At 37.7% G+C, this 14261-nt stretch carries 20 protein-coding genes; 6 read left to right on the top strand and 14 right to left on the bottom strand.

Features of this window, described 5'->3' with window-relative positions; all coding sequences use genetic code 11:
- Positions 1–57: 57 nt before the first annotated feature.
- From FBF83_RS16300 to FBF83_RS16285, 4 genes are all read right to left on the bottom strand, one after another.
- Positions 58–321: a KGG domain-containing protein gene (locus FBF83_RS16300; protein ID WP_136948207.1), complete on the bottom strand. Its 264-nt coding sequence runs from the start codon at positions 319–321 to the stop codon at positions 58–60.
- Positions 322–496: 175 nt separating this feature from the next.
- Positions 497–937, bottom strand: coding sequence for a hypothetical protein (locus FBF83_RS16295; protein WP_136948206.1), 441 nt, complete (start codon positions 935–937; stop codon positions 497–499).
- 112 nt (positions 938–1049) lie between these two features.
- Positions 1050–1799 (bottom strand): GNAT family N-acetyltransferase, encoded by a 750-nt coding sequence (locus FBF83_RS16290; protein WP_136948205.1) that lies wholly within the window; start codon positions 1797–1799, stop codon positions 1050–1052.
- A gap of 1 nt (position 1800) precedes the next feature.
- On the bottom strand, positions 1801–2499 hold the full coding sequence (locus tag FBF83_RS16285; RefSeq protein WP_136948204.1) for an AIM24 family protein: 699 nt from the start codon (positions 2497–2499) through the stop codon (positions 1801–1803).
- Positions 2500–2643: 144 nt separating this feature from the next.
- Here FBF83_RS16285 and FBF83_RS16280 point away from each other — a divergent pair, with 144 nt between their 5' ends.
- Together FBF83_RS16280 and cls are read left to right on the top strand one after the other, a co-directional pair.
- Entirely contained in the window at positions 2644–3051 is a 408-nt protein-coding gene (locus FBF83_RS16280) for a DUF948 domain-containing protein (RefSeq protein WP_136948203.1), read from the top strand.
- 53 nt (positions 3052–3104) lie between these two features.
- Complete coding sequence (cls, locus tag FBF83_RS16275) at positions 3105–4604, top strand: cardiolipin synthase (RefSeq protein WP_136948202.1); 1500 nt, start codon at positions 3105–3107, stop codon at positions 4602–4604.
- Here the strand turns inward: cls and FBF83_RS16270 are convergent.
- Entirely contained in the window at positions 4599–5153 is a 555-nt protein-coding gene (locus FBF83_RS16270) for a GNAT family N-acetyltransferase (protein WP_205665329.1), read from the bottom strand. The genes cls and FBF83_RS16270 overlap by 6 nt on opposite strands.
- Positions 5154–5381: 228 nt before the next feature.
- On the opposite strand from FBF83_RS16270, the gene FBF83_RS16265 reads away from it, so the two are divergent.
- Positions 5382–5939 carry a histidine phosphatase family protein gene (locus FBF83_RS16265; RefSeq protein WP_136948200.1) on the top strand — a complete coding sequence of 186 codons (558 nt, stop codon included), beginning with the start codon at positions 5382–5384 and terminating at the stop codon, positions 5937–5939.
- The gene (locus FBF83_RS16260) at positions 5939–6124 is read left to right on the top strand and encodes a hypothetical protein (protein WP_420875142.1); all 186 of its coding nucleotides are present in this window, start codon (positions 5939–5941) and stop codon (positions 6122–6124) included. Before FBF83_RS16265 ends, FBF83_RS16260 begins: the two co-directional genes overlap by 1 nt.
- 277 nt (positions 6125–6401) lie before the next feature.
- Here FBF83_RS16260 and FBF83_RS20995 read toward each other — a convergent pair whose 3' ends face one another.
- Positions 6402–6572 (bottom strand): hypothetical protein, encoded by a 171-nt coding sequence (locus FBF83_RS20995; protein WP_169525560.1) that lies wholly within the window; start codon positions 6570–6572, stop codon positions 6402–6404.
- A 151-nt stretch (positions 6573–6723) separates the two neighbouring features.
- Here FBF83_RS20995 and FBF83_RS16255 point away from each other — a divergent pair, with 151 nt between their 5' ends.
- Positions 6724–8055 (top strand): DUF2254 domain-containing protein, encoded by a 1332-nt coding sequence (locus FBF83_RS16255; protein WP_136948199.1) that lies wholly within the window; start codon positions 6724–6726, stop codon positions 8053–8055.
- A gap of 39 nt (positions 8056–8094) precedes the next feature.
- Here FBF83_RS16255 and FBF83_RS16250 read toward each other — a convergent pair whose 3' ends face one another.
- The 8 genes from FBF83_RS16250 to FBF83_RS16220 form a co-directional block, all read right to left on the bottom strand.
- Complete coding sequence (locus FBF83_RS16250) at positions 8095–8607, bottom strand: redoxin domain-containing protein (protein ID WP_240688135.1); 513 nt, start codon at positions 8605–8607, stop codon at positions 8095–8097.
- A gap of 27 nt (positions 8608–8634) precedes the next feature.
- Complete coding sequence (locus FBF83_RS16245) at positions 8635–9021, bottom strand: YueI family protein (RefSeq protein ID WP_169525558.1); 387 nt, start codon at positions 9019–9021, stop codon at positions 8635–8637.
- 379 nt (positions 9022–9400) lie between these two features.
- Entirely contained in the window at positions 9401–10669 is a 1269-nt protein-coding gene (locus FBF83_RS16240) for a M48 family metallopeptidase (protein ID WP_136948197.1), read from the bottom strand.
- A gap of 200 nt (positions 10670–10869) precedes the next feature.
- Positions 10870–11118 (bottom strand): hypothetical protein, encoded by a 249-nt coding sequence (locus FBF83_RS16235; protein ID WP_136948196.1) that lies wholly within the window; start codon positions 11116–11118, stop codon positions 10870–10872.
- Positions 11119–11409: 291 nt separating this feature from the next.
- A complete protein-coding gene (locus FBF83_RS16230) occupies positions 11410–12282 on the bottom strand; it encodes a Cof-type HAD-IIB family hydrolase (protein ID WP_169525554.1) in 873 nt (290 codons plus the stop codon).
- 79 nt (positions 12283–12361) lie between these two features.
- Entirely contained in the window at positions 12362–12484 is a 123-nt protein-coding gene (locus tag FBF83_RS21320; RefSeq protein ID WP_255436194.1) for a hypothetical protein, read from the bottom strand.
- Between the two features lie 89 nt (positions 12485–12573).
- Positions 12574–12882 carry an AzlD domain-containing protein gene (locus FBF83_RS16225; RefSeq protein WP_136948194.1) on the bottom strand — a complete coding sequence of 103 codons (309 nt, stop codon included), beginning with the start codon at positions 12880–12882 and terminating at the stop codon, positions 12574–12576.
- A complete protein-coding gene (locus tag FBF83_RS16220; protein WP_136948193.1) occupies positions 12875–13585 on the bottom strand; it encodes an AzlC family ABC transporter permease in 711 nt (236 codons plus the stop codon). Before FBF83_RS16220 ends, FBF83_RS16225 begins: the two co-directional genes overlap by 8 nt.
- A gap of 100 nt (positions 13586–13685) precedes the next feature.
- Between FBF83_RS16220 and FBF83_RS16215 the strand changes: the two genes are divergently transcribed.
- The gene (locus FBF83_RS16215) at positions 13686–14255 is read left to right on the top strand and encodes a helix-turn-helix domain-containing protein (RefSeq protein ID WP_136948192.1); all 570 of its coding nucleotides are present in this window, start codon (positions 13686–13688) and stop codon (positions 14253–14255) included.
- Positions 14256–14261 lie beyond the last annotated feature (6 nt).

Below are 14261 nucleotides of genomic sequence, written 5' to 3'. Positions count from 1 at the left end.
GTCGTCATGAAAACAATGTTCTAGTAGAAAGGTAACTATACAACATAAGAGAACAAGTTAACTGTCTTGAAAACCGCTCTTCTTACCGCCTTTTTCTCCAATCTCTTGATAAAATTCCTTGTCTTTATTCTTGGAGGTTTGCTCTCCGCCCTTCTCACCAATCTCCTGATAAAATTCTTTGTCATTTTCTTTAGCTGTTGTTTCTCCACCTTTTTGACCGATATCTTGATAGAATTCTTTATCATGCTCTCTTGATGTCTTGTTACCACCTTTACGGCCTGCTTCTTCTCTACTCATTTTGTCGCTATTGTTATCAGCCACTTTACATTCTCCTTTCATTTAATTTTTATTTGGTTTCCGCTACACTCGTTGTATTCCACGATATCTCTTTTACAAACGGGATAATGGTGTTATTTTACATTTTTGATTCTATCTTACTAAATATAGAAAAAGTATCTTTCAAAAGAAAAACGCCCCCATGACGGGGGCGTTACACTTAAGAATAGTACACATGTATTGGTTTCTCATATTTTTTTGAAAGCTTCTCAAGAGACTTCTTTACATTGATTAGGTCATCTTTATCGATTCCACAACCAATCTTTATTTTAAATCCTTTTTCTTCGAATGGCTTTAATTCTTTAATCATATGTTCAAACGATTTAAGCCACGCAGGATAATTTGTTTGAAGTCCTGCAGGTTTATATTGACCGTATAAATTCGCAATGATTCGTTTATTATCACGGCTTAAAGCAAACGAGCACTTACCGAGCTTTTTTTTCGGCGAAAATGGAAAGTCTTCATCTGCTTTTGCTGCTTCAGGGTACGTTTCCTTTACTGACTTTGCAATACCAACATCCATGGCATTAAAACAGTCACATTGATGAGCTATAACGGTACAATCACTTTTAAGAAGGTTTCCTTTTTCTAAACTGATCATACATTCACTCTCCTTTGTAGAGAACCCTTTTGTATGATTATAAAGAAAATTCTTTTAATTTCAATAGGAATATTTTACTTCCTTCTGCATAATATGATAAGTTTCGCTATATTTAGAACGCTTTTGTAAACGTAACTACTTCACGAATACGTACACAATCGTTATTTCGAAATATTTGCTGCATCGGTTCATTGTCTATTCCCGTACTTCCAATATAATAAGAGGCACCCTTTTGCTTTAGAAGCTTTAATCCAATATGGTGAACAATTGTACCAAGTCCTTTGCCCCGCTGATTAGGTAATAATCCATAATAAAATAAGCGCCCTTCTTCTGTGGTTCCTGGTTCAATGATTGGTATAACTACTCCAAGCGGTATCCCCTCCTTGAAGACAGCATAACAACTCGTTTTATATTGAACACCAATTTCCTGCTTCATTCCTTCATACTGTTCTTCTATGGAATAGTTTGAAGGAGCATTCATTGAGCTACTCATAGAAATCTCCCACATATGAAGAAACACATCAACTCCAACCTCATCTGCAGATAAAAAAGTGATATTACAATTATAATTATAGGAAAGGGTTTCCATAGAAAGATCATTGATATATTCTAATGAGCGTGATTTTAAAATATACAACTTTTTCTTCAATTGCTGAAAGTTTCTATCGAAAGATGAATCAATTGTAATAGTAACGTGCTGAACTTGTTCTTTCAGAGCTAACTCTTCCAGTCGTTTAATAAAGTGTTCCAGCTCATCATCTGGTTCTAACTTCTCCAGATTTTCAACCGCTAGATAATATGGACGACCATCAAGTAATTTCACACCTGCGTCTCGTTCACTTTGCGTTAAAATTGACTCCATTTTATCCTTGACTGTTCTGCATATAAACTTCTTCAAATGGCTGTACCACAACAAACCCATCGCCTTCAAATCTCATTTGAACGGACTCTCCACTACCTCTGCCAAAGAAGGACTTCAAGGATATATCCGTTTGAAATTTTGGGTCAAGGTGACCAGACCATGCTACTGTTGCATTAGGATCTGTAATGACAGGCTTTCCAGGAGTTACCCGAATCGTTAGAGGCTCATAATGACTTGTTATAGCAACCATACCTGGTCCTTTACATGTTACATTAAATAAACCACCGGCCATCATACCTGTAATCCGTTTCATCATTCTTATATCCCATTCAATTCCATCTTCAAATGCTAATAAATCATTCCCATTCACACTAATTGATTCGCCATGACCCAAATGAATAATGGAAATCTTTTTCCCTGCATCCGCAAGATATAGCTTCCCATTTCCCTGTGCTTTCATCAGCGATGCACCTTCACCTGTTAGTGCCTTCTTGAACATTTTCCCTAACCCATGCTCAAGGATACCTTCTCTTTCAAATTTAATTTCACCATTATACGTAATCATACCGCCTGCTTTAGTCCATACACGCCCATTTAAATTCACTTCAAGAATTCTCGGTGTCTCAAGTTCAAAGAACCCCTCGCCTTTATCCTTCTGTTCAGTTGACTGTATAAATTCTTCAATTGAATATCGATTCATTTCTGATCTCCCCTTCCATTCTCTTCTTACGTAATACAATAACTAATCGTTTCAATTTTGAGTAAATTATTTCGAGATAAATTGTTTGTGAATAGGTTTTGAAGGGTAAATTAACCCTAATACAAGCGACTAGGAGGTATCGAGATGATTATCGTATATATAAGTATTGCAATTGTCGTTCTATCACTTGTCTACTTAGGTTACATAGCAGTAAATAATCTAAAAGAAACGAAGAAATCATTAACGGATCTTTCTGAAACTGCTGCACGTTTTCAAGAAAAAGTTGATAAAATTAACGATGAAACAAACCAATTAACAGAAACTACTTCTACAATATCTAATGGGATTCAAACGAAGAAGGAAACGGTGCAAAGTGTTATTGAAACAGCTAAGGCTTCACCTGAACCTTTCAAAAAGCTATTCTCATCAATTAAAAACACGCCAAATCCACAGCGTGAAACATCTGATTCTCAATTAACTGAAATTGGTGACAAGCTTATTGATTTGTGGGGCCGCTACCGCGTGAAGCGAAAGACAAACGAAGCGGAGTAAGGGCATTGCCCTTACTTTTTTTCGTCCAAAAATTTTTCTTAGGTGGGCTATTTATGAAGCAAACAAGACAAATTATTTTCTTTATAGTAATGACTTCTTCACTTTCAATAATATTCTTCACTTCTTTGTCACCTCAATGGAAGTGGATCTCTGGTATAACGTATAGTGTCATTTTACTTTCCATTATATTTGTTCTTTTACTAGAGGGCCGTTCGCCATACAAAACATTACTTTGGATTTATGTTCTTATTTTCTTTCCAATCATTGGGTACGTATTCTTCCTATTTTCTGGCCAACTCGAAGTGAAAGGACACTTATTTAAAGAAAAACGATCAAATGGACTTAAGTTCTTCCAACAGTACGTTAACTTCCCTCCTTCAGAACATTGGAATGAATTATCTGAACGAAACCAGAACTTCTCTAACTTAATTGCAACAATGGTTTCAAGTCCAATAAGCATGAGATCTAGCACAAAGCTATTGCTTAACGGTAGTCAAACCTTCTCTTCAATCAAAGAAGAAATTCAGAAGGCAGAAACATATATCCATATGGAATACTATACGTTCCGCTCTGATGAACTAGGAAAGTCTATTATTGACTTACTTATTGAGAAAGCAAGAAAAGGCGTTGAGGTAAGGGTACTATACGATTCAATCGGTAGCCATAACCTCTCTAAAGCTTCCAAAAAAGCGTTAAGGGAGGCTGGTGCAAGCGTACAACAATTCCTACCAATCAAATATGGCTTCTTTAATCAAACAGTGAACTTCCGCAATCATCGCAAAATTATCGTTATTGATGGGAAGACAGGTTTTGTTGGTGGCCTTAATATCGGTGACGAGTATGCTGGGGATATGAACAACATGCGCTTTTGGCGCGATACCCATGTTCTTGTAAAAGGTGAAGTTCTTTCTGCCCTTCATGCAGTATTCCTAATGGACTGGTTCTACATGTGTGGAGAAGAATTAAACACAACAAAATACCTTGAAATGTATGAAGTAAAAGGGGACGGGGGTACACAACTTGTAGCAAGTGGTCCTGATACAAAACGAGGGGCGATGTCTGATCTTTATTTCAGTCTAATTACATCTGCGCAAGAACGGATCTGGATCGCTACACCTTATTTCGTTCCAAACAAAGCGATCCGGACTGCCCTTGCGATGGCGGCAATGAGAGGTATTCAAGTAAGGTTGATCGTACCTGAAGTAAGTGATGGATTTCTAACACAATATGGTACAAGGTCCTACTTTTCAGAACTTCTTGATTATGGTGTAGAAATTTATATGTATCAGAAAGGTTTTTTACATCAAAAAATCATGATTATCGATGAAGACATTGCGACGATTGGAACAGCGAACATGGATATGCGATCCATGAATCTAAATTTCGAAGTTAACTTGTTTCTATTTCAAGCCAGCACGGTAAATGATCTTGTAGAAGCATACAAAAACGACATAAATGACTCGGTCAAAGTTACTAAAGACTCCTACAGCAAACGCGGCTTGAAGCATCGCACGAAAGAATCTTTTGCAAGGCTCTTCTCACCCGTCTTATAAACTTGACCAATCTTTCTTTAAAAGAGAATGCATGAGTAAATCCATGTAGTTCCCGCTAGCATATATATAGTCTCGCAGGAGACCCTCTTCTTGGAATCCTAGCTTGGTAACGAGTTTCCTAGAAGTTGTATTATCAGGGTGAATTAACGCACCAATACGATTAATCTGTAATTCACGGAAGGCAAAGGAGATGATAGCTGTTAAAGCTTCTGTCATGTAACCTTTGCCTTCTTCTTCTTGTTTTAACTCATAACCTATCTCTATTCGGTTAACTCTCTTTGCCCAGTTATGGAAGCCGCATGTGCCAATTAAGTTACCAGTTTCTCGACACTCTATGCCAAATCGAATCGCCTGTTGATTATCAAACCCTTTTCTAAAGCTCATTAACATTCCTTCTACTTCTTCTAGATTGCTAATCATGTCACTACCATAGTATTTCATAGTGTGGGGGTTTGAGAAGATGGATAATAAAGCAGGTAAATCTTCTTCATCCAATTCTCTTAATTTGAGGCGTTTCGTCACTAGTTCTGGGAAATGCTTTTTAGTCACTGTTTTCATTCCTTTATTATGAATTAGTTAAAAAAGCTTAAAGAACGCACAATATGCATTCCTTAAGCATGGGGGAAAACAACTTATTTTAAGGGGTCTCTTTAATAACGACTAAACTACATAAAAAGTTTCATTATTCTTCAAATTCTTTTTCTTTAATCTTTTACATGATAAGATTTCATTAAATAACCGTAGGGTCAATTTAGATATGATGCAGGAGTGATGATGATGAAACAACTTTATCTAATTAGACATTGTTCAGCAGAAGGACAGGAAGCAGAGGCCTCATTAACAAAAGAAGGGCGTAATCAAGCCGTTCAACTTGCGAACACCCTTGGTTTCGTACCCTTCGATAAATTATATAGCTCCCCGTTTAGACGTGCGACACAATCTATTGAACCTCTTGCGCTTGCGTTAGATAAACCAATTACAATTGATGATCGTCTTAGTGAAAGAAAATTAACAGCCGAACCAATTGATAACTGGCTAGAAGAACTTGAAAAAACGTTCAACGATCCCTCTTATAAACTTGGTGGTGGAGAATCAAGTGAGGAAGCTGCATGCAGGGGTTTGGAAGTCCTAGAGGAAGCAATTCAACATACGAAGGAAGTCGCTTTACTCATGACACATGGCAACCTCTTAACTTTACTATTACGTCATTTCGAATCGTCCTTAGGATTTGATACATGGAAATCATTAACTAACCCAGATATTTATTGTCTAACTTTCAAAGATGATTGCTATGAATCAATGAAGCACATAAACCTAGAGAGGCAAGGGTTATAATGAATATTGAACGTTTCCATTGCTGTGCCACATGCATTCATTACGAAGTTGTTAAGAAAGAACAGACTACCTATCGGTGCGCAAGACTAGGCTTTGAAACAAGACCTATATATCAATTTAATTGCTGGGAACCAAAAGAAGTCGTTAAGAGAAAAATGGAAAAAGAGAACCGTCAATTAGATTGAATGCTTTTCCCTTTGAGTATTAGTGGAGTATATCTTGAGGATGTATCTATTTCCTTTACGTATTATAAAGGCTGTTTTCGTAGACATTGTTGCTATAAGAGTAGTTGTTGATCTGCGCTCCAGGATGCTCGCTTTCCGCGAGGCGGGCGGTGAGCACCTTCCGCTCCAATCAACTTTGAAAGGTGAATTTTGTATACCAAACCCCTTTAAGACAACAATCTTTAAGAATAGAGCCTAAAAAAATGACCTCCTTGCTAAGGGAGGTTAAAAAGTTACTTCAGGATGTGCCTGATAACATCAATTCCTCTTTCCATTTCTCTATTTGATCATTCGGAGCTTCCCAACTAATCCAAGAAGCCATAATCTTCACATCAGTCGATTCTACAACCCAGTACTCATATCTTTTCTCATTAATATTTCGATAGATCCCTGTCCTCTCAATCCTCATCCTCTTCTCCTCCTCTTTCCTATTCATTTATTATTACCCGTAAATAGACTCGTATAAAATACATTTTGTTCCTAGAATTGATTTACGTATGAAGTTGTATCCTCTTACCACATACTAATAACAAACCTACTTGTGGAGGATATTGACAGATATGGAGCACAATAAATTCAAAATTATTCAATCGAGCTTTTGGTTTATTCCAACCTTTTATGGTGTCGGAGCATTTATCGCTGCAATTGTTACACTTCTCTTTGATCGATACATTATTCAAGGAAATGCCATTATCCTTCCATACTTCTTCTTTGCTTCTTACGATACAAGTGTGACCATTCTTAGTACTCTTGTATCCTCTATGCTAACGATGACAACCATTACGTTTTCAACAATTATGGTTGTTCTTACAACATATTTATCTAATTTTTCTCCCCGTACCCTTCAGAACTTCATAACAGATCGTATCACCAAAAGAGTTCTAGGAATTTTTGTGGGCGGTGTTATTTACTTTATTATTCTTCTACTCTTAATTGAAGAAAGCAATAAGGACACTGTTTATATTGCGCCAGTGTTCGCCGTTGTTTATGCCATTATATGTGTTGCGTATTTTGTTTTCTTTATTCATCATGTCTCAAATTGGATTCTTGTTGGTAACTTGATACACCACATTACTAGTAACACGTTAACGACAATTGATAGGGCTTATTTAGATTTCGAAGAAGCGAATGAAGGTGAAATTGCCTCTTGGGATTCATGGGAATTGGACGAAATTAAAATGAAAAGTCCTACAACAATTCGAGCTTCTAGATCTGGCTATCTTCAGAATATTGATATTCCGGATTTAATAAAACTCGCGACTAATCAAGACTTTATTGTTAGGCTTGAAAAAGATATTGGAGAATATGTGGATGAAGGAACGATTATTTTCTCTTATTGGTCCTCTACAACTAAGCCTGATGCATCCAAACTATTAAATACTCTTTCTCTTGGCACAGAGCGAACAACCGATCAGGATATTGAATATGGCATTCAAAAGTTAGTAGAAATAGCTTTACGAGCGATTTCACCCGGAATAAACGATCCTAATACTGCGATCAATTGCATTAATCGTCTTGGCAAAGTCCTATCCCGATTAGGACAAAAGCATATTCCAGAGCCGCTCTATCATGATACCAAGAAGAATTTACGTGTCATTACTAAGCCAGTAACGTATAGTACCTACTTATACAAAAGCTTCTATCAAATTAGACACTACGCTAGAGAAGACGTTTCAGTTCTTGCCTCCATTCTTCAATCATTAGAAATCGCTGCAGAAGGTAATAAACACGATACTCATGAAACCATTTGGGAATTCGGTCAATTTGTTATTAGAGGGTTTGATCCTAACGTTCTTGATGAGTTTGATCATCGCTACATTAATGAAAAACTTGAGAAGCTGGCTGATGCTACTGGTTTTCATGATGCCTATCAACCACTTTCTCGTGAGTAGTAACAGAAAAAAACGGCCTCTAATGAGACCGTTTTTCTATCAATTAACATGATCTAACCATTTTTCCATATCCTCTAATGTAAGAGGACCGACTCGTTTCTCTCGAATAATCCCTTCCCCATCAACCATAAATGAAGTTGGCATTGAGATCACTTTGTAAAGGTTCTCTCCTACATTTCCTTCTCGATCCATTAGAATTGGAAACCTAAGTTGATTTGCTTCCACAAAGGCAGGGATAGCTTCCTTATCAGGCTCAAACTTAGTGAAATTAACTGATAAGACGGTAACCTCTTCACCGTGGACATCCGCAAAACTTTGGATGTCCGGCATCTCTTCTTTACAAGGGGGACACCACGTGGCCCAGAAATTAAGGAATACTGGTTTACCTTTGTAATCTGAAAGGCTAACCTCCTCCCCATCAAGCGTTGTTAGAGTGAAGTCTGCGGCTTTATCACCAATTTCTGTACCAACACTTCGATCCGCTATAACCGTATTATATACGCCCCATCCTAGTGCTATTGCTAGAACGAGCAATACAAACTTCTTTATCATATGCCTTCGCTCCTTTTTCTTCAAAGGTCAGTCTAGCTCAAAGAAGTCGTCATGTACAAAAATTTCTTCTCTCTCTACTGCATCCTGTTTTGAAGCAAGTACAAGACCGAGCGGTGTATCTGTTTCTTTATCATTTACAATCTCAAATGACAAAGATGATTTACTTGCTTCTTTAATATATTTAGAAAGCATTGAATACGGTAAATCACCATTAAGATAAAGAATCCCATTGTGAATTCCCTTCAATTCTCTTTTAACCTCTTTGTAGACAGCTTGCTGTGCTACTTGTCTTTTAGTAAGAGCCACAAACACCCGCTCTCTAAAGGTTGATAAATATAGTGCTTTTTCAGCCGGCTTCAGTTCAGGTGTACCATGTATTCCAGCATCAAGAACTCGCTTAATATCTTCGTTCACGTTTGCCACCTCATTTTGTAGAATAGTTCTATCTTCTCACAGAATCTTAATTCAATGCCAGTTAGAAAGGCTTATCTCTACCATCCTATAATAGAGTTAACCATTCATAAAGTGAAGGTTCTGTTAACAGGTTCATAAAAAAGGCTCTTTTCGTATGCTTTGTTCCTATAAGAGGAGTGGTTGATTTCCGCTGCAAGATGCTCGCTTTCCGCGGGGCGGGCGCTTAGCCTCCTCGTGGCTAACGCTCCTGTGGGGTCTCACCTGTCCCGCTAATCCCACAGGAGTCGAGCAACCCTCCGCTCCAATCAGCTAAGAAAGTCGGGTTCTCTATAGAAAAAACAACAATCTTTTAGAAAAGAGCCTAAAGAAAACACTCACGCTACTCAGCGTGAGTGTTTTTCTTATAGTCATTGAGCATAATTAATCGTTCCATCATCGTTGGATGACCGTATTTGAAATACTTCACAATAAAAGGTGGATTAACCTCATTTAGACTATTCACAGTAAGTGTTTGAAATGAACCAACCGCTGCGTCTACATCATCCGTCATTTCAATCGCGTATTGATCTGCCTCCATTTCGGCATGTCTTGATATAGCAAGTTCTACTGGACTTGCTATAAATGACATAACGGAGAATAAAAGAAACAACGCAGGTAAGGAAGCAAGATCAGATTCAGAAGACACTCCCCAGGATTTGCCCCATTTCCGTATCATCCCGCCAAGAAGTCGATAGGCGAGATAAAGACCAATCAAACTTGTACCGAGTGCCCCAATTAAGTTCCCATAAAGATGATTCATCACATAATGACCCATCTCGTGAGCCATGATGAAAAGAACCTCATCATCATCTAGCTTATTCATCGTTGTATCCCAAAGTACTATGCGAAGATTCGAACCAATTCCCGAAACATATGCATTCATGGCATTTGTTTTCTCTGACATGTTAACTTCAAAAACTCGATTTGCAGGAATATCTGCTGTTTCAGCCATATCAAGAATTTGCTCTTCCAATTCTTTATCCGACAAGGAAGTAAAATCATTGTATAGAGGATCAATTACTACAGGTTGAATATACATCATAAATGCGAGATAAGGGATCATCAATCCCCATGCTGCAAGCCACCATTTCTTCTTGAAGCGTTTTATAAGTGCATAGAGAACACCAATTACTAGTGAAGTTAGTCCAACATCAATCCAAAATGAAATCATCTCATCTTTCATCCATCCGGAAAATGACTGAGTATTAATGCCATACTTAATTGAAAGTGATCTTGCCCAATAATGAAGCGGAAAAGTTAACACCCAAGTGAAGGCTGTCAATAGAAGAATGTATAGAGGTACAATGACAATCTTCATTTTTGAAATACCTTCACTAAATTGTTTAAAGAGCTTAGATAAACCAAAGCCTAGAATGCCCAAATAAATAATCCAATCCAATGGAATCGCAAGAAAGGATAAAAAGCTTCTGTAGCGAGAATACTCTTCTGAAAGTTGAAGCTGTCGATCTGTCATGAAGGTTGCTGGATCGGCTGCTGTTCCCTTATAAGCGTCTGGTACTCCGAAATCAGCCCAGTAGAACAAATAAAGCCCCATAAAGAGGGCATAAATGGAGAAGCCCAGAATAATCCAGGTTATTCGTTTTTTCATTTTCAATCTCCTCCCAATGCTATCTCTTTACCAATAGTACGAGCAAATCCTTTTTTTAGAACTATCTCTGCTTAATCATATCCACTTGCATTCTTTCAAGCAAGTTCAGATCAATGATAGCCATTAACCAACAATGAAATTCACAACTTAAACTTCACAAAAAAAGAAACCGACAGAAGTTCTGTCGGCCTCAAATTTGCTTATTTTTCTACATATAAGTTTGTGCGATCGTAGGTGTGATCAAAACGGTTTAGGATACCGCAATCCGGGCATTCTGCCAGAACGTGTAGTTCTACAATAGGTGCCTGACTGCTTTTTGTTGTAATCCCTGTTGCTTCAACCCGATCATCTAATTCATTTTTCTTGCTTGCAAGAGGGATAAACCAAGTATACTCATTGTCACACATACGGCACGTAGCTTTTTCTTCTATTTCTGTTGGTTTCATCATCGTTTTTCCATCTCCTTTTGCAGAGTATTTCAAAGACTGCGAGAACAAGGGTCCGGAAAACCTCTTTATTTAGCTGGGAATCCCTTCCTGTAGAAAGAAGTTCCCGTTAACTCAAAATTCAAACATTCATACTTTATTAAGTTAGCTAATTTTGGAGAGAGTGTGGCTATAAAGCGGTTGATTTGCGCTCCTGAGGGATCTCACCTGTCCCGTTAGTCGCGCAGGAGTCGAGCGCTGCTTTCTCTATAGAAAAATCTTTTAAGCCCTATAGAAAAAAGACATTTACTTAAACTAGTTAGACAGTAAATCTTCATCCATTATTTTATAAATGGCATGAGCCACCCCATCCTCTTCATTGCTTTTCGTTACGAAAGCTACACTATTCTTAATTTCCTGATCTGCATTTCCCATCGCAATTGAATAAGCCGCTTTTCTTAACATGGAAAGGTCATTGTAGTTGTCACCAATAGCAGCAGTATGCTTCATATTTAATCCTTGATCAGCAACAAATGTTTCGAGCGCTAGGCCTTTTTGTGCATTCTCATGGTTAATTTCAAGGTTTTCTTTACCAGAGGATGTAACAACGGTTTGTTTAATATCATTCGCTTTAGCTGAAGCGCGATTTAAGCGCTCCTTATCAGAAGAGAAGCTAAGAAACTTATAAACATGAAGTTCGTTATCCTCTATCAACTCATTAAAATTATCTACTGTCTTTAAAGATAAGCTCTCAAACTGTCGCTCTGCACCAACCTTCATTTCTTCTTCTGTTAAATTAGGGTTGGAACTTCTCATCATATCGATAATTAGTTCAATTGTTCCGTCATAGTCATGTGTAAATACACCTTTATTTGTGAAAAGTTGATAATAAATACCTTCCTCATCTAGAATATCTTTAACAGAGCGAACTTGCTGGTCATCAAGGTAAATCGCATGTTGAATCTCGCCCTCTGTTGAACGTATTTCTGCACCATTGTAGCAAATGATCGGGAGTGTTAAACCCGTTCCTTCAAGGGGTTTCAAAGCGCCATCATAGGCCCTCCCAGTATTTAGTACTACCGTTATATCCTGACTTTGAGCTTCTCGAATGGCGTTCACATTCTCAGAACTGACAGATTGTTCATTCGTGAGAAGCGTTCCGTCCATATCAATTGAAATACATCGCATAAAATCAACATCCTTTTCCATTTTAATAAAACTTGGATTAAACAAAAAAAGAGCTTTCAAAAAAGCTCTCTAGTAGGTATTATCTTTTGTTATTCATAAAGTAGTCAATAAATGAGGAAAGCATCTCTACAGATTGGAACCAGACAAGCGATAATGCAGTCATCGAGAAAAACCCAACCATTAATATGCGAAAGAAATGCATGTTATTTCCTCCTTTTTTAAGCTCTATAATTTGGTTTGTATTAGTTATATCACATCTAACAAAAATTTGTAATCAAATAATTTTGCTTATCACGAAAAAAAGTAGGCATATGTGCTAAGTACACTCACAGACACCATCACAACGATAATCAAGTTTGCACCAAGATAAGCAGCCAAAAACGCAGCACCCGCTCCAACGATACCAAACATGATATTATCACTAATCGTTAGAACACCAGGAAAAATTAAAGCACCTAGTATTGCAAATGGAACATTTTTCAATACATTCTGTACAGAGGATGGAATGTTTTCAGATTTAAAGAATACGAGTGGTATCATTCTTGGAATATACGTAACAATGGCAAGACCTAGAATAATCATTAGCATCGTACTACTCATTTTTATTCCTCCCTATAATCCACTCGACGAGTATGGATGACAGTAGTGTTGCAAGTACTATCGCCCAACCTGTTGAGAAATGTGCCCATGTGAACAAGCTGTTTAATAACGCAGCAACTCCAGCTAGAAAAAGTACTTTCCTACTCTTTTTAGCTGAAGGGATCAACAATCCGATAAACATCGCATATAGGGCAACACTCATCCCCTGTTGAACCACACTAGGAAGTGAAGCACCTACTATGTATCCTCCTCCTGTGAACGCAACCCAACTTGAATAAGAAATGAGACAAAGTCCATACATATAGCCTGTCGTTATTTCTCCGTGTTTTGTAGCTGATACTGTGAAAGTTTCATCCGTTATTCCAAAAGCATAAATCGCTTTTTTCCATGGCGTATCTTCCATAACCTTTTCATTTATGGAGGCACTCATTAATAGATGGCGAATGTTAACTATGAAGATCGTAAAAATAATTTCAAAAGCGCCGGTGCCTATCGCAAGTAGACTAAGAGTAATATACTGAGCAGCTCCTGCAAATACAAGCACGCTCATTAAAACAGCCTCATAAAGGGTGAGACCTGTGGTTCTTGCAAGTAATCCAAATGTGAGTGCAACTGGCATATATCCAATAGCAATACTAATACCTGCTTTCAGCCCTTCTGTAAATCCAGATTCACTTTTTGTTACACTAGTTATAGCCTGCATGAAACCCCTCCTACTGTTATCACTTGTAAAATATATTAAACTTATTGTATGTTATATTAAACAACTCTTCAACAAAAAATGAATCGAATAGGAGAAGTCAATGGAAGACCACTCTTTAACAAAGCAAATTGGTGTGAAACTGAAGAAACTACGCCTTGAAAATCGATTAAGCCTTGACCAACTATCCACGAGATGTTCTGTCAGTAAACCCATGCTCGCTCAAATTGAACGGGGTGCTTCGAACCCAACGGTAAATACGTTATGGAAAATCGCTAATGGACTTGGTGTATCCTTCACAGCTTTCATTGATGAGGAACAACCTGTCATCAAGAAAGTGAATCGAAATGAAATAGAGCCTCTAATTGAAGAAAGTGGAAAGATGAAAGTAATTCCACTCTATCCAATGGAACCGGGCAAATCCTTTGAAACATTTTATATTGAGCTAGAACCAGGATGCGATTACCACTCAAATCCTCATCCAGAAGGTGTGGAAGAGTACTTATTCGTAGAAGAAGGGGCTATATCTCTCGAAGTTGAAACACAATCTTATACAGTTTCAAACGGGGAAAGTTTGCGGTTCACTGCAAATTACCCTCATTGCTATCGGAATGAATCTGAATCTTCCTGTAAGGCTATGATGATTATTCATTACCCTACATCTTTCTACTAACTATAT

The sequence above is a fragment of the Guptibacillus hwajinpoensis genome, assembly GCF_005144865.1.
GTDB lineage: Bacteria > Bacillota > Bacilli > Bacillales > Guptibacillaceae > Guptibacillus > Guptibacillus hwajinpoensis_A.
The sequence above is the reverse complement of the archived record's forward strand: the minus strand, read 5'-3'. Positions and strand labels throughout refer to the sequence as shown.